The 21310-nt window shown below is 45.4% G+C and carries 18 protein-coding genes and 1 other RNA gene; 7 read left to right on the top strand and 12 right to left on the bottom strand.

The genetic code is table 11. The features are described from left to right. Positions 1-5: 5 nt before the first annotated feature. Positions 6-1214, bottom strand: coding sequence for an acetyl-CoA C-acetyltransferase (locus ABWW54_RS05155; protein ID WP_353410840.1), 1209 nt, complete (start codon positions 1212-1214; stop codon positions 6-8). A 133-nt stretch (positions 1215-1347) separates the two neighbouring features. Between ABWW54_RS05155 and ABWW54_RS05150 the strand changes: the two genes are divergently transcribed. Beyond that, positions 1348-2367: an AraC family transcriptional regulator gene (locus ABWW54_RS05150; RefSeq protein WP_353410838.1), complete on the top strand. Its 1020-nt coding sequence runs from the start codon at positions 1348-1350 to the stop codon at positions 2365-2367. 81 nt (positions 2368-2448) lie between these two features. Further along, the gene (locus tag ABWW54_RS05145; RefSeq protein ID WP_353410836.1) at positions 2449-3519 is read left to right on the top strand and encodes an alpha/beta hydrolase; all 1071 of its coding nucleotides are present in this window, start codon (positions 2449-2451) and stop codon (positions 3517-3519) included. A gap of 145 nt (positions 3520-3664) precedes the next feature. Here ABWW54_RS05145 and ABWW54_RS05140 read toward each other — a convergent pair whose 3' ends face one another. The 3 genes from ABWW54_RS05140 to ABWW54_RS05130 form a co-directional block, all read right to left on the bottom strand. Next, positions 3665-3979 (bottom strand): hypothetical protein, encoded by a 315-nt coding sequence (locus tag ABWW54_RS05140; RefSeq protein ID WP_353410834.1) that lies wholly within the window; start codon positions 3977-3979, stop codon positions 3665-3667. A gap of 79 nt (positions 3980-4058) precedes the next feature. Further along, a complete protein-coding gene (locus ABWW54_RS05135) occupies positions 4059-4883 on the bottom strand; it encodes a crotonase/enoyl-CoA hydratase family protein (protein WP_353410832.1) in 825 nt (274 codons plus the stop codon). Between the two features lie 34 nt (positions 4884-4917). Next, complete coding sequence (locus tag ABWW54_RS05130) at positions 4918-7248, bottom strand: efflux RND transporter permease subunit (protein ID WP_353410830.1); 2331 nt, start codon at positions 7246-7248, stop codon at positions 4918-4920. A gap of 194 nt (positions 7249-7442) precedes the next feature. Between ABWW54_RS05130 and folE the strand changes: the two genes are divergently transcribed. Continuing rightward, complete coding sequence (gene folE, locus ABWW54_RS05125; RefSeq protein ID WP_353410828.1) at positions 7443-7985, top strand: GTP cyclohydrolase I FolE; 543 nt, start codon at positions 7443-7445, stop codon at positions 7983-7985. A gap of 252 nt (positions 7986-8237) precedes the next feature. Here the strand turns inward: folE and recR are convergent, their stop codons facing one another. From recR to ffs, 4 genes are all read right to left on the bottom strand, one after another. Continuing rightward, complete coding sequence (gene recR, locus ABWW54_RS05120) at positions 8238-8837, bottom strand: recombination mediator RecR (protein WP_353410826.1); 600 nt, start codon at positions 8835-8837, stop codon at positions 8238-8240. Between the two features lie 18 nt (positions 8838-8855). After that, complete coding sequence (locus tag ABWW54_RS05115) at positions 8856-9185, bottom strand: YbaB/EbfC family nucleoid-associated protein (protein ID WP_353410824.1); 330 nt, start codon at positions 9183-9185, stop codon at positions 8856-8858. Positions 9186-9234: 49 nt separating this feature from the next. After that, a complete protein-coding gene (gene dnaX, locus ABWW54_RS05110; protein WP_353410822.1) occupies positions 9235-11310 on the bottom strand; it encodes a DNA polymerase III subunit gamma/tau in 2076 nt (691 codons plus the stop codon). 159 nt (positions 11311-11469) lie between these two features. Further along, positions 11470-11565, bottom strand: an RNA gene (ffs, locus tag ABWW54_RS05105) — signal recognition particle sRNA small type. Between the two features lie 158 nt (positions 11566-11723). Here ffs and xseA point away from each other — a divergent pair. The 4 genes from xseA (at position 11724) to ABWW54_RS05085 (ending at position 15836) form a co-directional block, all read left to right on the top strand. Then, a complete protein-coding gene (xseA, locus tag ABWW54_RS05100) occupies positions 11724-13076 on the top strand; it encodes an exodeoxyribonuclease VII large subunit (RefSeq protein ID WP_353410820.1) in 1353 nt (450 codons plus the stop codon). Between the two features lie 2 nt (positions 13077-13078). Further along, positions 13079-13912, top strand: a complete 834-nt coding sequence (locus ABWW54_RS05095; RefSeq protein ID WP_353410818.1) for a peptidoglycan DD-metalloendopeptidase family protein — start codon at positions 13079-13081, stop codon at positions 13910-13912. Beyond that, positions 13909-14796 carry an alpha/beta fold hydrolase gene (locus tag ABWW54_RS05090; RefSeq protein ID WP_353410816.1) on the top strand — a complete coding sequence of 296 codons (888 nt, stop codon included), beginning with the start codon at positions 13909-13911 and terminating at the stop codon, positions 14794-14796. The genes ABWW54_RS05095 and ABWW54_RS05090 overlap by 4 nt, the downstream gene beginning before the upstream one ends. Before the next feature lie 95 nt (positions 14797-14891). Then, the gene (locus ABWW54_RS05085) at positions 14892-15836 is read left to right on the top strand and encodes a LysR family transcriptional regulator (protein WP_353410814.1); all 945 of its coding nucleotides are present in this window, start codon (positions 14892-14894) and stop codon (positions 15834-15836) included. A gap of 139 nt (positions 15837-15975) precedes the next feature. Here the strand turns inward: ABWW54_RS05085 and dnaJ are convergent, their stop codons facing one another. The 4 genes from dnaJ to ABWW54_RS05065 all read right to left on the bottom strand — a co-directional run bounded on the left by dnaJ (position 15976) and on the right by ABWW54_RS05065 (position 21178). Continuing rightward, positions 15976-17136, bottom strand: a complete 1161-nt coding sequence (gene dnaJ, locus ABWW54_RS05080; protein WP_353410812.1) for a molecular chaperone DnaJ — start codon at positions 17134-17136, stop codon at positions 15976-15978. Between the two features lie 79 nt (positions 17137-17215). Continuing rightward, positions 17216-19147 (bottom strand): molecular chaperone DnaK, encoded by a 1932-nt coding sequence (gene dnaK, locus ABWW54_RS05075; RefSeq protein ID WP_353410810.1) that lies wholly within the window; start codon positions 19145-19147, stop codon positions 17216-17218. A 166-nt stretch (positions 19148-19313) separates the two neighbouring features. Next, entirely contained in the window at positions 19314-19904 is a 591-nt protein-coding gene (gene grpE, locus ABWW54_RS05070) for a nucleotide exchange factor GrpE (protein ID WP_353410808.1), read from the bottom strand. Positions 19905-20347: 443 nt separating this feature from the next. Beyond that, positions 20348-21178: a LysR family transcriptional regulator gene (locus ABWW54_RS05065; protein ID WP_353410806.1), complete on the bottom strand. Its 831-nt coding sequence runs from the start codon at positions 21176-21178 to the stop codon at positions 20348-20350. Between the last annotated feature and the right edge of the window lie 132 nt (positions 21179-21310).

Here is a 21310-nt window from a genome sequence, read left to right as displayed (position 1 = left end):
TGCCTCTACACACGCTCGATAATCGTTGAAATACCCATGCCACCGCCAACGCAAAGCGACAACATGCCGGTGCGTAAATTACGTCGTTCTAGCTCGTCAAGCATTGAACTCAATATGCAGCCACCAGTCGCACCTAATGGGTGCCCCATCGCAATGGAACCCCCAACTACGTTGGTTACGTCATGACTGATATCAAGATCGCTCATATACCTTAAAGCAACTGATGCAAAGGCTTCATTAATCTCCCAAAGGTCAATATCAGACGTTGACATACCAGCGGACCTCAAAGCCTTCTTGGCCGCCGGGCCTGGGCCTGTCAGCATAATGATCGGATCAGTGGACGTTATCGCTGTAGAGACCACTCGAGCTCGTGGTTTGAGACCAAGATCTTTACCGGCTGACGCGGTGCCTATCAATACTGCGCTAGCACCATCTACGATGCCGGATGAGTTGCCTGGCGTATGGACGTGATTAATGCGATCTAGCGTATTGTATTTCTTTAATAGTATGTCATCGAAACCGTACTTACCCATTTCCGCAAAAGACGCTCTCAACGCCCCAAGTCCATCCATTGTTGAGTTTGGCTTTATAAAGTCATCACGCTCAAGAATGGTCACGCCATTCAAATCTTTGACAGGCACCACTGATCCATCAAACCATCCGTTATCGCGCGCGCTAGCCGCTCTTTTTTGAGACTCCAGCGCATAGGCATCAACGTCTTCTCTTGAGTAACCATCAATAGTAGCAATGGCATCTGCTCCAATCCCTTGAGGCACAAAATTTTCTTTAATAGCAAAGGCCGCATCGGCCGCCATCGCGCCACCATCGGAGCCCATGGGTACGCGAGACATGCATTCAATACCGCCGGCGACCACGAGCTGATCCCAGCCGGCCACAACCTTAGCGGCAGCCGTATTAATTGCTTCAAGACCTGACGCACAGAAGCGGTTAAGCTGAACTCCCGCGACAGATTCATCCCACCCAGCATTCTGGACAATCATTTTAGCAATATCGCTGCCCTGCTCTGCAACGGGAGAAACGCACCCCATAACAACATCATCCACATACGATGTATCTAAGTCGTTACGCTCTTTTAATGCGTTCAATAAGCCTGCGCCTAAATCAATCGGTTTTACTTCATGTAAAGTACCATCAGATTTGCCCTTACTGCGCGGGGTACGTACGGCGTCATATATATAAGCGCTATTGGTCATAAAAGTCTCACAGGTTGCTGTTTAATAACTGGCTCCATTCTACTTGGAAGGCGTTACCACTCAATGGCAAAATGTATTGTCAAAATGTTCAAATATTATTAAATGAAGAGCCCAAATGTGCTTTAATTGTCGGATGAGAGAATTTTCAATCGACATCAAATGGCTTGCTATGGTTCTGGAAGGAGCCGAAACTCGCGGCTTGGAATGCACGTCCATGCTCTTGGAGCAAGGAATCTCAGGACTGTCTGTTAAGCAACAGAACAGTCGAGTTCCACTGGATGCATTTGCGGCATTTGCTAGAGAATCCATGATGACGCTGGATGACGAATATCTAGGCCTGGGAGAGAGACAACAAGCCCTAGGCAGCTTTGCAATGATGAGCCGCGCTTCAATCAGCGCTCGGACTATCGGGAGATCACTTAAACGCAGTGCGAATTTTTGGAACCTATTCAACAATGGCTATCAACATTCGGTTGTCGTCAGCGGCGAGATATGTGAATACACGCTGACCCGCAATCCCTCGTTCAAACCAGTCAATAACTACCTTGTCTCGGCCATACTATCCTCGATACATCGCTTTCATTGTTGGGTAGGCGGCCAGTTTCTAAGTCTTGAACGGGTGCTGCTAGATCATGAACAACCCACCATTCATAAGGAATATGAACAGCTTTACTATGGAGCCCCCATTCTGTTCGATCAAGACACGGCTGCCATACAATTTAAAGCCCGACACCTTGAAACAGCAATAACCCAGACGCCTGAAACACTCGATGAATACCTAAGAGGCACAAACCTTTCACTGCTATATCAACCCAAAAACTATCGTGTTATTAGCGATCAGGTTAGACAGTGGCTAGAACGAAATATAAAACAGGGTAATTACAGAGCAACACTTCGCGAAGCATCCGAACACTTTAAGCTCAGTCAACAGGTCATGCACCGACGACTAATGGCAGAAAACTTGTCCTTCAAAGAAATTAAAATGCAAACCCGAAGAGACATTGCCATAAAATTACTGTTTGATGGTGAACACAAGGTGGAAGATATAGCAATCATGGTGGGGTTTTCCGAACCCAGTGCATTTATCAGAGCATTTAAGGCCTGGACTGGAAAAACACCTCGCAATTACCGCCAAACCCACAAAAGCGTTTGAGCCCGCTACTTGAAAATCCACTATTTGGCGGTATTAATCATTACAATTCACCTTATCTGACACTAACTTAGAACAAAATTCATGCTGTTAACTATTATTGTAGTCCTTGCTGTTCTGTATTTTATTGCAACGTTGTACTTAAGCGGACCAGATCTAAGCATGTACGACACCCCTGCCGCGGAGGTGTTTGAGTCTCATGACGCTGATGAAGAGGCAACCAAGGGCTTTTTAAGCACCATTCGTGAGGTACGCCAATCTGTAAAAGATGGGAAATCCTTAAAAAAGGGCATGCGAACAATTCGAAAGTTCGCCGATGAGCTCTCTGATGACCTAGAAACCGACACTTTGTTTCATGAGGTTAACGCCAACGGCGTCCGCTGTGAATGGGCCGTTCGAGAAGGAAGCAATCACCAAAAACGTATTCTTTTTTTGCATGGCGGCGCTTTCCTTTTCGGAAGCCCTAAGGGGCACAGAAAGTTTTGTGACAAGCTCGCAAAACTAACCAACGGAGTGGTTCTTTCCGTGGATTATAGAATGCTGCCTGAACATAAACGCGGCGCTAGTATAGAAGACTCACAACAAGCCTATAGATGGATTCTAAAGAATGGACCTGAAGGACCATCTGAAGTGGAAAAACTCGTCGTGGCTGGCGATTCTGCTGGAGGCAATCTGGCTCTTATGCTCTCCGCTTGGAGCAAACAAGGAGCGGACAAAAAGCCTGATGCCGTAGTCGCGTTCTCCCCCTCTACCGACATGACTTTGTCGTCTCCAACAATAGTAAAACATCGCCGCTCAGACAAAATTTTGGGCGAAGGGTTAGGATTACTTAGCAAAATACCATCACCAATACGAGCCTGGATTGGACTGGCCAGTATGCGCATCAACCCAGCTAACCCATTGGCTTCTCCTTTGTTTCAAGACCTTTCTAATCTAGCCCCCACACTCATTCACGCGAGCACAAATGAAATGTTGCTAGGAGAAGCAAACCGTTATGTGAATAAAGCGCGCGTTTCTGGATCGAACATCAAATTTCAGATTTGGAAAAATCAAATTCATGACTGGCACTTGTTCAATATGGGGCAGGGTTCTGCTGAGGAAGCTTGGTCTGAAGTTAATATATTTCTAAAAGATACCCTCCAAGCTACCACCTAGAAAACACTACTGTGTGAGAGTAGACAAGCGTTTACTCTCACCAACCTACCTACCCTCAAATGCTCGCCTTCCTGACTTGTACTAAGTCATACCGGCATAATGACGATTTGATAACAAATTCGCCTATCCAAGAAACGCAATTAGCCTAAAAATCCACTTCAAAATAGACAAACTTTGACTCTGCCTGACAACCCAGAGGGTCAACGAACTCTACGTTCACAGTCTGCCCGGAAGCCGCCGCGGTCAAGGCCACGGTGAACATTGCCAAATCGTATTCAGTGTCCAATGCAATCTGGCTATACTTAGGGCAATTGGCCAGTTTAACGTATGCTAAAAACGGTCTAACACGCACTTTATCAACGGTCGTTGTCATAGTAGGCCCAGCATATACAATCGGACTCGTGCTAATACTTACCAGTGATATTGCTGCCATGGTTGCAGCGGTTATTAATTTTTTCATTCTTTCCTCATTATTAAAAGCCACCGCCTACCATCTCAGGTAACGGTTCCCATTCGATCTATTCTAACTACTTATATCGCTAATTGCTAAATTGCGGTTTCCGTTTTTGTAACGCGGCCATCACGGCTTCAATTTGGTTTGCGGTTCCCATGATTTTATCTTGTTCAACCGACTCCGCCAGCAGCCCTTGAGCGGGAGTCTGATGGTAACTCTGCTCAATGACACGTTTGGCCGCACGAATGGCGTCTGGGTTCTTATCAACAATATTTTCGGCCAGCGTCAAAGCGTGTTTCAGCGGGTCATCACTGATATGTGTGATAAACCCCCACTGTTTAGCTTCCTCTGCGGAAAAAAGCCTAGCCGTGTAGGTTAACTCACGAATTACATCATCTCTGATTAGGTGGCGCATGATCTGGGAGCTACTCATGTCAGGGATAATCCCCCACTTCATTTCCAGTATGGAAAAACGGCTGTCTGGCGCGGCTACCCGAATGTCCGCACCTAGGCAAATTTGCAGACCACCTCCGAGAGCCACACCGTCGATCGCTGCAATTACCGGAACAGGTAACTCTCTCCACATCCAAACGACGTGTTGAACCAGATTTGCTATACCATGAGTTCTCTCCGCTAAGCGGGTTGGCTTTTCACCTCCATCAACGGACACACCTTTTTGTTGCAACAACCCTTCGAAGTTTGATTTATCCAAACCAGAGCAAAAATTTCCGCCCGAGCCTGACACAACAACGGCTCTGATGGACGAATCTGCTTCTAGCAATTCGCCAACCATGGCAATGGCCTCAAACATCTTGGCATCAAGTGCGTTCATTTTCTCTGGTCGAGCAAACTTAATCTGAGCAATATGATCTTCGATCGTAACGTCTATTCTTTCGTGAACTAATGGCATAGCTATCTAGTACTGTTTCTTGGTTGATTTTTTATTAGGCATTAAGTTTAGTATCTCGATCGAACAGCATCAAGATTGGCGGCAGGATCAAAAAGTCAAATACCAGGGCGATGACAATCGTAATGGTCGTTAGCATGCCCGCCATCGCATTCAAGTTAAAATCCGAGGTAGCAAGTAACCCAAATCCAATTGAAAGAACAAACGTGGTGATAATAAGTGCAGAACCTACGTTGTTGAATGCATAATGGATCGACTCTTCCGGGCTAAACCCTTTTACAAGACGACCGCGCCGATATTTGCTGATAAAGTGAACCGTGTCATCGACAAGAATCCCCAAGGCAATACTGAACACCGCCGCAACGGCCATATTTACTTGCCCTACCAATACCCCCCAAATGCCGAATGCCATGAATGCTGGCAAGCTATTCGGTATCATACTTATTAAAGCGTACCCCAAAGATCGTAGAGCAATCAGGATGGTAATCGTGATTGCAATAACCGCCAGCACGCCTCCCCAGAGCATCGATCGGATGTTGTTTTCCCCGACGTGAGCAAACATCAGACTGATACTCCCTGGAGGAGAAACCTCACTTTCGAAATTCGATTCAAGCCAGGTCTTCGCTCGGTTTGAAAGCGCGATAAGCTCTCCATTCGTGATGTTATCGGTAAACACCATCACCTTAGTGGATGATTTATCCAAATTGAGCATATTATTTAAGTCGAGCCCATACGGCAGTGACATTTCATACATCAAGCTATATTGAGCTGCCATATCGGCACGTTCAGGAATAACGTAGAACGAGTCTTGATCCCCATTCATGCTCTTGTTCAAACGCTTGATGACATCAACGTATGTCCCGACATGCTCCACACCAGTTTGGCTTTCTAGATAGAGTCGAAATCTATCCAAATTTTCTAGAAATTTGGGTGAATTTACACAAGCTGGAGCGCCACAATCGATATTAAAATTCATGTCCTTAACAGTGGGCATATATTTCAAGGAAAACTCAGAAGCGTCTCGGTAAGGGACCCCGGGTTTAAAATACGTAATGGGATCGTCATCGATAACATTAAGAGGTATTAGCGCTATCAGTGAAACAGCCGCTATCAACGTTAAAGTGAGCACTTTATGTCGATGGATTATCACAAACTCCGCAAACCCTGTGAGGAAACGGTCGTTTGTTTCAGAAGGCTTACGCTTTCTTACCAACAATAGAGTCACTGCGGGCAAAAGTGTGAACGTAAGGACTAATGCCCAAATAACTCCCATGGCCGTCATATTACCCATTTCAACAAAAGGCGGTGACGTGGAAAAATTAAGCGTTAAAAAACCAATGGCAGTGGTGACGCTGGTCAGTGTAATTGGTTGAATATTCAAACGCAGACTTTCGCTCATCGCCTCCTCAGGCTCCATCTGCATACCAAGGTTTCGTAGATAGACTGCCAATAGGTGAACAGCGTCACACACAGCGATGGTCAATACAATGGTCGGCGTGGTCACATTGACAGCGTTCAACGCATAACCCACCCATCCCCCTAGCCCCAAGGACGCGGCACTGGCACAAGCAATGACCAGAAGACTTCCAACCACCGCTCCAGCTGATCTCAAAAACACAGCGAGCGCGATTAAAATTATCAAATACATCAAAGGAACCAATTCAGTTCCATCCTTTTCTGACGACGATGCAAAACTGTTTGTGATTACGGACACTCCAGTTAGATGCATTTCAACATCGGGATTGACTGCCCGGATCTCGTCTATCACCTGGTTTCCATAGGCCACAACTTCCGAATGAGATTTATCTCTAGCCGCGCGCTGAATGGACTGCTCTTCGGCGGATGCATTAGGGTCGACTTCGGGTGGTAACTCCAGCGCAATGTTAACCAAGGCCGTCGAACCGTCAGATGAAACCAGGCGCTTATGGATTTGTCGCTCAGAAAGAGCAATGCTCTTAAGTTCACTGAGTCTTGAGGGAGTCAATTCGTCTAATTCGAGCACTAAATCACGTACCAATAAGTCATCGTTATCAGCCGATGTGTGTTGGAAATTAGTGACGGAATCCACTCGAATAACGTAGGGTGTTTGCCAACCTTTATCGGTGATATCAAACACCAAACCCATCATTCTTTCAGTAAATAATTCACCATCCTGAGCTCGGATCATGATGGCCAAATTATCCGTCTTTGTGTAGGTATCCTCCATGAACTCGTGGGCGACCAGTTGAGGTTCGCCCTCTTCAAAATAAATTTTGTAGTCGGTTTCTAAATAGAGGTTTTTAATGCCGAATGCGATAAGAGCGGTCAACACCAGGCTGGTTAAAGCCAAGGCATACCTAAATCGTATTAGGATGCTTATTAATTTCATTTCCATATCAGTACTACATCTTGTTCCGGCCGAGATCACACATGTTTTCGTGCTCTGCAGACTTCGTAAATCTGGATACCAACAATAACACGAAGCATCAATAAATTTACCTTAAGGGAAAGACAAATCGCACAACTCACAAACATTTTCCTGCATAATCCGGATATCCACTTTTTATGAATACGAGTTTTAAAATGGAAGAAGCATACAAAAAAATTATCCAAGCCTGTGGGGAAGATTTAGAACGCCCAGGCTTAGTTGACACACCAAAACGTGCTGCTAAAGCGATGTCTTTTTTAACTCAAGGCTACGGCCAAAGTTTAGATGACGTGATTAATAACGCACTGTTCCCCTCTGACTCTAGGGAAATGGTCATTGTCAAAGACATTGAACTCTATTCCATGTGCGAACATCATTTACTGCCGTTTATTGGAAAGGCGCATGTTGCCTATATCCCTAATGGTAAAGTTCTGGGACTTTCAAAGATTGCACGTATCGTGGATATGTACGCCAGACGCATGCAAATTCAAGAGCAGTTAACCACCGAAATTGCCGAAACTGTGCGCGAAGTCACCGGTGCAGAGGGTGTTGGCGTCATTATTGAAGCAAAACACATGTGCATGATGATGAGAGGCGTTCAAAAACAAAACTCAGTGATGAAGACTTCGTCAATGTTGGGAATATTCAGAAGCAATCAATCAACCAGAACCGAGTTCTTATCCTTGGTAAGTAATTAAGAATCTAGGTGGGTAATTGCCGTAATAATCCACCAATTCACCCGAACGGGTGAAGCGCGACGACGAAGAGTTTCATAAGATACTCATAACAAGGCCTCACCTGGATGTGAAAATACCCGTACACCTAACGAGCTACCACCTCGTTAGGCCAGATAACAAGGAGTCGGCTTTGTTAGGATTTGCATGGAAGCTTATCCGGACCCTGCCGCTATTCGTCAGACCTACGAGTAGCGGCTTTTTATTCCATCACTATTATTCTGCACTCCGTCGATCTTTAAATGCAGCAGCCAAGGTTCGTTGGTCCATGTATTCGAGTTCGCCACCAACCGGAACGCCTCTAGCCAAACGCGTCACGGTAATATTATAAGGCGACAGCATCTGTTGCGCGTAGTCGGCGGTAGCATCACCCTCTGCTGTTATATTGGTCGCAATAACCACTTCGACTATGTCATTGTCTGCAACGAGTTTATTTAACTTCTTAAACCCCAATTTTTCCGGCCCAACTCCCTCCAACGGCGAGAGCCTGCCCATTAACACGAAATAGAGCCCTTGATAGGCACCAACCTGCTCAATAGCCTCTAAGTCTGCCGGAGTTTCTACCACGCACAATAGTGACTGATTCCGTTTGGGCGATGCGCAAATGTCGCACAATTCACCCTCACAAAAAGTATTGCAACGATTGCAACTTCGAACAGTCACGAGGGCATGATTAAGCGCATCGGCAATGTCTCTAGCCGCTTCTCGATTTCGTTCCATCAAGTGAAAGGCCATGCGCTGTGCATTTTTGGGGCCCACACCAGGAAGCGCCCTAAGCGCTTGCTTTAAACTCTCTATCGCGGCGGAAGTTGACATGCAATAAGGCTAAAACAACTAAAATGGCATCTTCATGCCAGGAATGTTCAAGCCGCCTGTCAGGCCTGACATTTTTTCCTGAGATGTTTTCTCAACTTTTCTAACCGCATCGTTCATCGCAGCAGCAACCAAATCTTCCAATATTTCCTTATCGTCAACGTCTCCAAGCAGTTCTGGATCAATTTTAACGCTTTTGACATCGTGCCGGCAGGTCATTACTAAGGACACCATTCCACCACCAGCTTCTCCCGTGACCTCTATATTGGCAAGCTCCTCTTGAGCTTGTTGCATATTCTCTTGCATGGCCTGAGCCTGCTTCATTAAATTGCCTAAACCGCCTTTCATCATGATTCTATACCTATTAAAACGTTCTTAACATTTACCCTAAAGTTCACCATTATGAACTCAAAGGCTTTATTGAATTTTCTTTTATCGTGGCTTTGAACTCAGTCATAATGCTTTGAACACCGGGATCATTATGCATTGCATCGCGCACCTGCTCTTCGTGTTCATACCCTAAACGAGTAAGACACTCAGCGGGAGTTTCTCGATTACTGTTGTCCACATCGAGCTGAACCGAAATTTGCTCGTTAACTGCGCTTTTTATGGCATTTTGAATTTCTTGAAATCGAGTATCTGAATACAAATGCTGAAGCTTAGGATCTAAACACAAGTCAATTCGCTCGTCACTCATTCGATCTGCCGCACAGTTCATTGCAAGCTCTTTGGCCATGCCAACTAACGAGGTTTGCTCTACCAACTCTCCCCATTCGTTGTTGCCGGCCAACGTCACCGCAATCAAACTGTGTGCATGATCCGAGGCGCCTGCATTCGAAAACCGATCGACAGTATCACTCACTCTATCGCCAACCTCTACGTCGGGCGTTGGAGTTGGCACCACGGCGCTGGATTCGGTCTCGTTCATATTCTCTGTTATAGAAAGAGAATGCGATTGTTCAGGTGGCTGTATTCCCGACGTACTTAAATCACTATTTTGTTCTTGCCATGGCGGAGGACGTCGACTCTCAGCTGAAACCGCTGGCTGTTCGTCGTTGCGTGGTTTCTGCTGCGGCGCAACGAAACCAGGGGCGGGGTCTCTTAGACTTTCCACTTGAACCGCTTTTTGCTCTGCTTGCGATGCCGCGTGTGTCTCTTGGGCCACATTTGAAGAGCTTAACAACACGGATTCTGTGTTATTTTTCGGTTGGGATAACTCGCTATAATCAGCCATGCGGCCTGAGTTCATATCCGCGTCATCTCGGCTACTTTTCGCCTTTTCAGTGTTCTCTACTGTTTTTTTTTCAGCCACATCGCTGTTAACGTTGCCATGATTTCCTTCATTCAAACTCGAAAGAGTTTCTGGCAAGGGCACATTTGAAGGCTGGCTATCGGCCGGCTCAAAGGCAAACATTCTTAACAATGCCATTTCGAACCCGACTCTCAAACTTGGTGCTAGCGCTATGTCCCGTTTGCTAATCAACCCTATTTGATAGAATAACTGCAGTGTTTCTGGATTGACACCCTTCGCCAACTCAAGAATCTTATTACTGTCTAACTCGTTCGCTGACAAGGAGCTGGGCGACACTTGAGCCAATGACAGATAGTACAACTGCATCATTACTTCATCGAGCGCCACGGTAAAATCAACCGCGCTGTCTGCCATATCACCGACGACATTTAGCGCTTTATCCACGTCATTGGACAACAACGCGGCAATAATATCCTGAGTATGCTCAGCTTTGATGGTACCCAGCATTCCGTGCACATCATTCGCTCTTACCTCACCACCACCTTGCGCTATCGCTTGATCGAGAAGACTCAACCCATCTCTCATACTGCCATCTGAGGCTTTGGCTAGCGCCTGAATTGCAGAGGAATCAAATTCTACCTTTTCATACCCCAAAATCTTAACCATCTGGTTTTCAACTTGCTCTGGCCGCATTGCGCGCAGATTAAACTGTAAACAGCGTGATAACACGGTAACAGGCAACTTTTGAGGATCGGTTGTTGCAAACAAGAATTTCACGTGCTCAGGAGGCTCTTCGAGAGTTTTTAACAATGCGTTAAAACTGTGTCCTGACAACATATGAACTTCATCGATCAAATAGACCTTAAATTTCCCCGACGTTGGTGCGTACTGTACATTTTCTAGCAGTTCCCGAGTGTCGTCGACCTTTGTTCGAGATGCGGCGTCTACTTCGATAAGGTCAACAAAACGTCCCTCATCAATCGATTGACAAGTTCCACACTGCTGACATGGTTCTGCGCTGGTTCCTTGTTCACAATTTAATGACTTAGCAAAAATTCTAGCCAGCGTGGTTTTTCCGACACCACGAGTCCCTGTAAACAAAAAAGCATGATGAACTCGACCAGAGTCGAGAGCATTCGATAAGGCTTGCACCACATGCTGTTGTCCGACAACTTCGGAGAACGCTTTAGGTCGCCACTTTCGGGCCAGTGCAAGATATGCCATGTAACTTTAGTGTGTTTTCGATCGCTTAGGAAAAGGAGTATAAACGATCTTTAAAAGATATGAGCATGTTCTATATAGCTATATTTGACAAATAATAGGCTGGAAGACTGCGAAAAAAGTGTAAGCACAATGTGAGCACTTAACAATATATAGATGATGACGGCTAACCTGATCACAGCACCCGAATCAGCTACTACGGCTGCTCCCTTCCGGGCCTGACCGAGTTCATAACCTATCGCCACTGTGGAGACTAGCCGTCACCGCGGGCGATTATAACGAACCTGTAGTTAGATGCCCACAATTGATTTCAGCTTTCGTCAAAAAAGAGTGTTTTTTTTGGATCCTCTTCACAGTTATCCGTTAAGTTACTATAAAATTAAGAAACAAATTCAGCCATCAAGTCTTAAGTCTCAATGAGTCAAAACAGCACGGTCTATCAAGTAAGCGAACTGACGGATGAAATGCGCCGACTGATGGAAACAAGCTACCCAGAAATATGGATCGAAGGTGAACTCTCGTCTCTGAGCACACCAGCATCTGGACACTTATACTTCAGCCTAAAGGATGCGCGATCTCAGTTGAGGTGCGCTATGTTCAAAGGCCGCGCGTCGATCAACCGCTACAAGCCCAAAGCTGGAGACCTAGTTCGCGTAAGAGCAAAGATATCTGTTTACACCGCGCGAGGTGACCTTCAATGTATTGTGCAACACATTGAAGAAGCTGGAGTCGGGCTTCTTCAAAAGAGGTTCGAAGAGCTCAAGGCCGAATTACATCGACAAGGCTTATTCGAACAAAAATACAAAAGGCCGATCCCTAAGTTTCCAAAACACATCGGCGTTATTACCTCCCCCTCAGGGGCTGCAGTCAGAGACGTGTTGAGCGCACTGGCTAGACGTTGCCCAGGCATTCCTGTGACCGTCTACCCTGCGGTAGTACAAGGTGAGACAGCCGCTGAATCCATAATGAGTGCGTTAAGAGACGCGAGCCAACATAAACAATGTGACGTTCTGATTCTAACTCGTGGAGGAGGATCACTAGAAGATCTATGGTGCTTTAATCACGAAGGGCTAGCCAGAATGATCTTTGATTGCTCAATTCCGCTAGTGAGTGGTGTCGGCCATGAGGTTGACGTAACAATTGCCGATTTAGTTGCGGATATGCGCGCTCCTACGCCGACCGCGGCCGCCGAGCTAATCAGTCCCGACACCGATCAGCTTTTCTCCCAACTCAAGAGTTTACAGTTTCGTCTACCAAACGCTCAAAAACGCGGACTTGAGCAACTAGCGCAGAACGTGGACATGCTAAGCAAACAGCTAAAGCATCCCAAAACGACGCTCAGACAAAAAATGGACGCGCTTGAGGTGACAGGGAAACGCCTACACCGAGCAGCCCAACAAGGGTTAAAGTGGCAGCACACGTCAATTGAAACCATGGCTAGAACACTGGCGGCAAACCAACCACAACGTTTAATTGAACAAAAACAACGTGAGCTTAACCAAAGCAGCAGTAGGCTACTTCGCGCAAACCAACACCTACGAATATCGACCGCTGACAAGCTAAATGCGATTGGCGGACAACTTAATTTAGTCAGCCCTCTTGCCACCTTAGAGCGGGGCTTTAGCATTACGCGAGACAAACAACACAACATTATTAGATCACAAGATCAGGTCAAAGCTGGAGATCAGGTTACTGTGCAGACAGTAGATGCCACCTTAAGTTGCAGCGTGACGAACATTGATGACTCAACCGTCCAAAAGGTCCGTTAAGCGTGAACCCAAAGGCCGTTGTTGCTTCTGTTTGGCTAATTGTTCAATTAGTCCACATCAATGTTCACGCTAAAGAAGATAGATACAATCACCCTGGAGGGATCGCCGAAATATCCATTCTTAAAGAGTCTAGTGATCTTCCAACCGTCAGATATGGCTTGATAGAACCCGCCATCCTCGATTCAGGCACGAAGTGGAAAATATTAATTGGAATTGATCTTCAAAGACTGCCTGGTGATTACTTGGTTTACATACGACCCAATGGTGAAGATAAAACAGCTCGATTCGAAAAGTTTCAGGTTAACCACAAAAGTTACTTATTCAAAAGCACGAGCTCTGATAAACCGATGCAGCTTAAAGAGTTCGATGAATTATCAGATTTAGGTTTTTCAAACTCTCAACCTCCAATACTGCCGCTGACACTGCCTATTGAAGGGGATTGGAGCGATGAGTTTGGTAGCCTGTACCCGAACGCAGGCAATGCTGAAACCGCCACCCAAAACCACACTTACATTGATAGCGCACCGAGATCACTGATAAAGGCACCTCAATCAGGCATTGTATGCAAACTCCATGTATCAGAAAACGGCATCGCCGTAGTCGTAATCGATCACGGCAGAGGAATCTACAGCCTAGTGCATGGATTATCGGATTTGGCGGTAGAGTTAGGCAATGGAGTGACTGCTGGCGCGGTCATAGGAAAGGTTCCCGAAAAAATAACCATCAAAGGAAGACAATCCCAGAGCGCGTCTTCAGACAAGTCGAGAGTCTATTGGCAGGTCAAACTTAATGATGTGTTTATCAATCCTCTATTAATGACTGAGATATCAAGATGACAATCTCCGTTTTTACCTGCCGTCCTATTTATGTGAAGCTGATACTGTTCATGGCTTCAATGGGCTCGCTAGCCACCTTCGGAAATGGTTTATCACAAACACCCCAGCGCAACCATGACAATAACACCTCACTGAGCTTTAGCTCCGTGCGCTCAGGCGAACATACAATCCACTATGCGAAATCCGGAGATAGTGCAAAACCTGGAATACTTTTTATTCACGGAACGCCAGGTGGTTGGGGAGCCTTTAGGTCTTATCTGGAAAGCACCCAACTGCAACAGGACTTTTTTTTGGTGTCTGTTGATCGTTTGGGTTGGGGAAAATCAACATTAGCCGGCAAGGAGATTAACGGAGATTTCTCGAAACAATCACGCGCGATTGGCGCAGTATTAGAACAATACCCCACTAAAAAATGGACCTTGGTGGGGCACTCACTAGGTGCCTCCCTGGCCCCACAGGTGGCGCTAGATTATTCATCCAGAGTGCAATCAATGTTGCTGTTGGCTGGGTCATTAAAACCGTCTCTAGGCTCTCCTCGGTGGTACAACTACGCCGCTAGTACTTGGGTCATAGCCAACTTAATTGGCAAAAGCATGAAATATTCCAATAGAGAAATAATGGCCCTAAAAAAGCAATTGAAACAATTGGACACACGTATTAAAAAGAGCAAAAGCACGTCCAATGTAATCATTATGCAGGGCCAAAAGGACAGGTTAGTGTCTCCTAAAAACCCGGCCTACGCGTTAGCTGAATGGTCCCCTCACTTCGCCAGCATAAAACTGATCGAACTTGAGAATGAGGGACACTTCCTACCATGGCGCCAATCTTCATTGGTTATTCAATCAATTTACGCTCTTTCTCGCCTAAGGGATTCGAATAAATAGACGGATCTGCGGCCCTTATAATCAAATTTAATTTATTTTAGCTTCGCCATAACTTACAATTATGAGATGTTTAATTTCGTAGGATTTGAACCGCCATGCAGGACCCCTTATCTCGTGTAGACCTTAATTTACTTGTCGCGTATCAAGTTTTGATGCAAGAAAAAAATGTAACAAGAGCCGCTGAACGATTATTTGTGACTCAACCAGCAATGAGTAAAACACTGAATCGACTCAGAATATTACTTGAAGATGAGCTATTCGTGCGATCCTCTCATGGCCTAACCCCCACGCCAAAAACCCTCGAGTTAGAGAAACCCGTCAATCATATTTTGAACCAATTGACTGAGTTAATGGTCACCAGTCAAGAGTTTGACCCAGCGAACACTGCCGCAACGATTTCACTTGCTACGTTAGGAACCTCGGCGAGCGTAGGCATGCCAATATTTATTGATAAAGTGCGACAGCAGGCACCTAAAGTCATGCTAATAAGCCAAAATATTGATGATAAATGGGAAGACAGACTCAGAAGTGGAAATCTAGACTTTGCTATCGTCGCCAAAAACAAATTCAGCCCAGACTTTGTTACTCACAAGTTAATGAACATCAAGCCCGTTCTGTACATGCGTAAAGACCACCCGTTAGCCAGCGTGGAACACATAACACTTGAACAGCGACGCAAGTATCAGCATATGGCCGTTTACTTTCCAAATTTCGAAACCACGCGCGAAGAAGTGCAAAAGCTATTTGCGTCATTTGGAATCCTGTCTAATGTCCCCTTTCTCACTACGAATTTGATGGTGTGTTTGGAAACATTACGCAAGACCGACATGCTCATGATTGCTTCAGATAGGCTCATGGACTCTTCGATCGTGGCTGAAAATTTCACTTATAAGCCATTGGAAGACATTATTAATTTAAAAATCGACGCTCTGTCGCTGGTACAGCATGTGAGAACCAAAAACTCGCCTTTACACAAATACCTTACGTCATTAATAGTTGAAAGTTTCAATGAGGCTGATTCAATCAGCACCGTCACCTAATTGTTACCACCGTCAGCCGTTTCTTGCATGCCAGCCGAACTTTCTGTATTCGGCTAGCACACCACATAAAAAAAACGCATTGAACTCGTCAATGCGTTTTCTAACCTTGAACTTTCCAATATTGGACTAAGACGTTACATCAGGTCACCAAGTCATCAAAAAATGACTTGATTTTATCAGACCAAGAACTGTTTTCAGGGTTGTGCTTACTGCCACCCTCTTTGATGGTCTCATCGAGTTCCTGAAGCAATTCTTTCTGTCGTTTAGTTAAGTTTATTGGCGTCTCAACGTTCACTTCGCAGTACAAGTCGCCAACAAAGCCTGCATTGCGGACATTCTTAACCCCCTTTCCACGCAAACGAAACATTTTGCCTGATTGTGTGCCGGCCGGGATCTTCAATTTTGCTCGCCCTTCTAGAGTTGGTACTTCCAACTCTCCACCCAACGCGAGGGTCGAATAACTGATAGGTACATTGCAATGCAAATCGACCCCCTCACGTGTAAAGATAGGGTGCTCGCGAAGAGAAACAGAAACATACAGATCGCCATTCACTCCGCCGCTACCCGCGCTCTCGCCTTCGCCAGATAGACGAATCTGATCACCTTCGTCAACTCCCGCCGGAATCTTAACGGATAACTTTTTGTTTTCCTTTATACGACCTTGGCCATTACAATCACCACAAGGGTCTGTAACAATTGTGCCGCTGCCATGACACTGTGGGCACGCTTGCTGAACGGAAAAGAAACCTTGCTGAATACGAACTTGGCCCTGCCCATGACACGTCCCACATTGTGAAGGAGAACTACCAGGCTTAGACCCAGAACCAGAACAGGTCGAACAGGTCGACATTCTCGGCACAGTAATGTTTACTTCTGTGCCTTGCACCGCTTCCTCGAGAGTCAGTTCAAGATTATACCTAAGGTCAGCGCCTCTACGTTGACGTTGACGGCCACCGCCGGAGGCAGCACCACCACCAAAAATGTCGCCAAACATATCTCCAAAAATATCGCCAAAGCCTCCAGCTCCGGCTCCACCACCAAATCCTCCTGCTCCACCACGACCGGCACTACCGCCTTCAAAGGCCGCGTGTCCAAACTGATCATACGTAGCTCGCTTTTCAGCGTCAGCAAGAACTTCGTAGGCTTCTTTAGCCTCTTTAAACTTTACTTCGGCGTCGGCGCTGTCTGGATTTCTATCTGGATGGTATTTCATCGCCAACCGTCGATATGATTTCTTTAAATCCGCTTCACTTACAGACCTATCAACGCCCAGGACTTCATAATAATCACGTTTTGCCATTTTAGTACCTCTTTCGCTAAAAAGCCTGCACTCTTACAAGCGCAGGCTTTTTATGTGGCTTGCTAGTTAAATGAAACGTTTACGATTTTGCGTTGTCGTCGTCTTTAACTTCTTCGAATTCAGCATCGACTACGTTATCGTCTTGAGCAGCTTGCTCAGCACCACCCATATCGGCTGCGCCTTCAGCACCACCTGCCTGTCCGTACATTTGCTCTGCGAGTTTATGACTAGCTTGCATTAACGTCTCAACTTTAGCTGAAATTGCTTCGGCATCATCACCCTTGGCAACTTCCTCAACTTCGGCGATAGCGGCTTCAATGTTGGTTTTCTCAGTAGCATCGAGGTTGTCTCCGGCCTCTTCCATACTCTTTTTCACACCAATAACCATTGCTTCAGCTTGATTCTTAGCTTCTACTAAAGCCTTAGCCTTAGCATCTTCTTCTGCATGAGCTTCCGCATCAGCGACCATCGCTTCGATCTCTTCATCACTTAAGCCAGAACTGGACTTAATAACAATTTTATTTTCCTTTCCGGTAGCTTTATCTTTAGCAGAGACGTGCATGATTCCGTTGGCATCGATGTCAAAGGTAACCTCAATTTGAGGAACACCTCGAGCTGCCGGCGGAATATCCGTCAAATCAAATCGACCTAACGATTTATTACCAGCCGCCATTTCACGCTCACCTTGTAGAACATGAATGGTTACTGCGTTTTGGTTGTCTTCTGCCGTTGAGAAAGTTTGGCTTTCCTTAGTTGGGATGGTCGTATTTTTATCAATCAATGGAGTGCGTACGCCCCCCATTGTCTCGATGCCCAACGTTAATGGTGTAACGTCTAATAACAATACATCTTTGACATCGCCGCCTAAAACACCACCTTGAATTGCAGCACCCATCGCCACAGCTTCATCAGGATTTACATCACGACGTGCCTCTTTTCCAAAAAAGCTTTCAACTTCTTCTTGAACCTTCGGCATCCGAGTTTGGCCGCCCACTAAAATCACGTCATCGATTTCACTGCCTGACAAGCCAGCGTCTTTAAGAGCTACTCGGCAAGGCTCAATCGTACGCTTAACCAAGTCTTCCACCAGTGATTCCAACTTCGCCCTAGAGAGCTTCAACACTAAGTGTTTCGGTCCAGTTGCGTCCGCCGTAATATAAGGCAAGTTAATTTCAGTTTGTGAACTGGAAGACAACTCGATTTTTGCCTTCTCAGCAGCTTCTTTTAGACGCTGCATAGCCAGCGGGTCGCCCTTAAGGTCTATATTCTGATCTTGTTGAAACTGGTCCGCCAAATAGTCAATGATTCGGTTATCAAAATCTTCCCCGCCTAGGAATGTATCGCCATTAGTGGATAGAACCTCAAATGTGTGATCACCTTCTATTTCAGCGATTTCAATAATGGAAACATCGAATGTTCCACCACCTAAGTCGTATACCGCAATTTTACGATCGCCCAACTTCTGATCCATGCCATAAGCGAGAGCAGCGGCAGTTGGCTCGTTGATAATACGCTTCACTTCAAGACCAGCAATCTTACCTGCGTCTTTAGTCGCTTGACGTTGAGCATCGTTAAAATAGGCTGGAACAGTAACAACCGCTTCCGTCACCTCTTCTCCAAGAAATTCTTCAGCGGTGGTTTTCATTTTTTGCAAAACGCGGGCAGACACTTCCGGCGCCGCCATTTGCTTGCCGTTAACTTCGACCCATGCGTCTCCGTTTTTGGCTTTGACGATTTGATATGGCATTAAATCAACGTCACGTTGCACCACCTCTTCATCAAACTTACGTCCTATCAAACGTTTAACTGCGTAAAGCGTGTTTGTTGGATTAGTAACAGATTGACGCTTAGCAGGTTGACCAACCAAAACTTCGCCATCTTCTACAAAAGCAACGTAAGACGGTGTTGTGCGATCGCCTTCACTGTTTTCAATGACGCGAGGTTTGTCGCCGTCCATTACAGCGACACAGGAGTTGGTTGTACCCAAGTCAATTCCAATAATTTTGCTCATTGTTGTTTTACCTCAAATAAAAAACTTAACTGCCCTTTAACTAGGGCTATATGTTTGTATTTCAACTTTTCAAAGCCACATTTTCGTATAAATTTACATTTGTGACTCAATTCGATAGAAGTGAGCGAAAAACGCTCGCTTCTGCATTTTTAGTACGACCACTTAACTACTTTGCAACAATCACCATCGCGGGACGCAAAAGACGATCGTGCAGCTCAAACCCAGACTGAATAGCCGTGATAATGCAACCTGGATCTATGTCTTCAGACTCAACCATGCTCATCGCTTGGTGTATGTTTGGATCTAATTTAGAGCCAACTTCAGGAGCAATTTCTTTAAGTGAGTATTTAGCGAACGCAGAATTTAGTTGACTCAGCGTAATCTTAGAGCCCTCATAAATACTTTTAACCGTTTCATCAGCGTCTTCAGCTGGTTCATTGTTAGTTGCCAGCTTAAGACTGTCATAGACGTTTAGCATCTCTTTGGCAAAACCCTCAACTGCAAACTTTCTAGAGTTTGCAACTTCCTTTTCTGCACGACGTCGAACATTATCCTCTTCAGCCTTCGCTCGAAGAAATGCGTCTTTTAGTTTGGCTATCTCATGTTGAGCCAATTCAAGCTCAGTTAGCTCATCGACCTCTACGTCGATATTTTCGTTCTCAACATCGATTGAGCTCTCAGAGTTCGACTCTGTGGAAGTTTCAGCTTCTGCTTGAGCTGAATCGATTATTTCATCTTTATTTTCTGCGTCGTTCATCACTGTGTTTATTCGAATCTAAATGTCGTTAAATAGTGGCAAATGTGGATGCGTGGATTATGGGGATACAATCAATGAGTTCAAGGGATTAGGATAAGAATTACCAAGAAATTTCATCTGCAAACTACATCATTTATTATTTTTGCGGTTCTATCGCAATATATCTCGACTTTTCGATCAAGAGGATGCTGATAAAACAAGACTCAAGGATTTAGAGTCTGACGCAACGCACACACGCAATATTACATCTACAGGTAATCATGACTGAGAGATAGGGGCTTGATGGCACGTCAGAAGCGTCATTTAATAGAAGGGATTTACCACTCTTATGAAACCCAAACTATTGATCGTATCCTCGGTGAGGATTAACGCCAAAGCAATGAGATAGAAAAACCGCCAATAGTGACTTTCAAGTGAAAGGCGAGAATTACAAACAAGGTTAATTATAACCCTACAAGCTCTTGTATTAGCTTTGTTTTATCTGTCCGTTGATGATACACCGCATACGCTGCTCGGATAAAAGTCGGTGCATTCTTAACGAGATACAACTCTTTGTTCTTGATTGACTTATTAACCATAGGCTTGGCTAAATAGGCCGCCCCGCCATCAGATTTTATTTGCTCATACGCAACGCGACCTTGGGTTGTCTGCAATCTGGCAAATGGAACTTCGGGAAAAAATTTAGCATGCTGCACGGCAAAATTAGAACCCCAATCTACAAACACATAACGCTCACTCATCGCTTGCTCAACGCTTTGATCATGTCTTGAGCTGACCAACACCAAGGGCAACTCAGCAAATTCAACGCTGCTTAAGTATTTTCCTCTAGGTGCATCGTAGACAAAAGCCAAATCCAAACTCCGATTTGTAAGCCGGTCTAAAGACGTGGATTCGGACATCACCTCAGCAGAAATCGCTACTTCCGGGAATTTCCGCATAATAGACGATAGCCATCGCTGTAAAACCATGTCCCAGATTCCAGGCAGCCCTGCTACGGATATCTGAGTTTCTATTCCCTGAGACATTTTTAAATGTTGATTTGCAGCTTCCCAGCTGGTCACGATAGTCTCAGCGTAAGACAAAAGTGCCTGCCCATCTGCACTGAGATGAATATTACTTCGTTCACGAACTAAAAGCGTGGTTCCCAAGCTTTCTTCGAGTGCTTTAACTCGCGCACTCACCGCAGATTGTGTAACACACAAGTTATCGGCAGCACGACCAAAGTGCTTCATTCTGGCTACTTCTAAAAATGTCTTTAAAGTAGTGATATCCATTTAACTCAGATTTCTACTGGGAATGACGACGGCTAACTGGTTCCAGCAAAGATATTAATCGTCACGATCAAAATATTTCTTTTTACAGAACAAGGCTACAGGACAATAATGAAGACCAAGTTAACACTTGTC

It is taken from the genome of Arenicella sp. 4NH20-0111, assembly GCF_040366405.1.
GTDB lineage: Bacteria > Pseudomonadota > Gammaproteobacteria > Arenicellales > Arenicellaceae > Arenicella.
This window is presented reverse-complemented; position numbering and strand designations above follow the sequence as displayed.

Bases quoted from the DNA above. Each gene is read 5' to 3' on its own strand.
- ABWW54_RS05135 (WP_353410832.1), bottom strand. From the start codon at position 4,883: ATGCCATTAGTTCACGAAAGAATAGACGTTACGATCGAAGATCATATT.
- ABWW54_RS05130 (WP_353410830.1), bottom strand. From the start codon at position 7,248: ATGAAATTAATAAGCATCCTAATACGATTTAGGTATGCCTTGGCTTTA.
- ABWW54_RS05145 (WP_353410836.1), top strand. From the start codon at position 2,449: ATGCTGTTAACTATTATTGTAGTCCTTGCTGTTCTGTATTTTATTGCA.
- dnaK (WP_353410810.1), bottom strand. From the start codon at position 19,147: ATGAGCAAAATTATTGGAATTGACTTGGGTACAACCAACTCCTGTGTC.
- ABWW54_RS05065 (WP_353410806.1), bottom strand. From the start codon at position 21,178: ATGGATATCACTACTTTAAAGACATTTTTAGAAGTAGCCAGAATGAAG.
- ABWW54_RS05115 (WP_353410824.1), bottom strand. From the start codon at position 9,185: ATGATGAAAGGCGGTTTAGGCAATTTAATGAAGCAGGCTCAGGCCATG.
- ABWW54_RS05090 (WP_353410816.1), top strand. From the start codon at position 13,909: ATGACAATCTCCGTTTTTACCTGCCGTCCTATTTATGTGAAGCTGATA.
- ABWW54_RS05150 (WP_353410838.1), top strand. From the start codon at position 1,348: ATGAGAGAATTTTCAATCGACATCAAATGGCTTGCTATGGTTCTGGAA.
- ABWW54_RS05155 (WP_353410840.1), bottom strand. From the start codon at position 1,214: ATGACCAATAGCGCTTATATATATGACGCCGTACGTACCCCGCGCAGT.
- ABWW54_RS05140 (WP_353410834.1), bottom strand. From the start codon at position 3,979: ATGAAAAAATTAATAACCGCTGCAACCATGGCAGCAATATCACTGGTA.
- folE (WP_353410828.1), top strand. From the start codon at position 7,443: ATGGAAGAAGCATACAAAAAAATTATCCAAGCCTGTGGGGAAGATTTA.
- recR (WP_353410826.1), bottom strand. From the start codon at position 8,837: ATGTCAACTTCCGCCGCGATAGAGAGTTTAAAGCAAGCGCTTAGGGCG.
- grpE (WP_353410808.1), bottom strand. From the start codon at position 19,904: ATGAACGACGCAGAAAATAAAGATGAAATAATCGATTCAGCTCAAGCA.
- xseA (WP_353410820.1), top strand. From the start codon at position 11,724: ATGAGTCAAAACAGCACGGTCTATCAAGTAAGCGAACTGACGGATGAA.
- ABWW54_RS05085 (WP_353410814.1), top strand. From the start codon at position 14,892: ATGCAGGACCCCTTATCTCGTGTAGACCTTAATTTACTTGTCGCGTAT.
- dnaX (WP_353410822.1), bottom strand. From the start codon at position 11,310: ATGGCATATCTTGCACTGGCCCGAAAGTGGCGACCTAAAGCGTTCTCC.
- dnaJ (WP_353410812.1), bottom strand. From the start codon at position 17,136: ATGGCAAAACGTGATTATTATGAAGTCCTGGGCGTTGATAGGTCTGTA.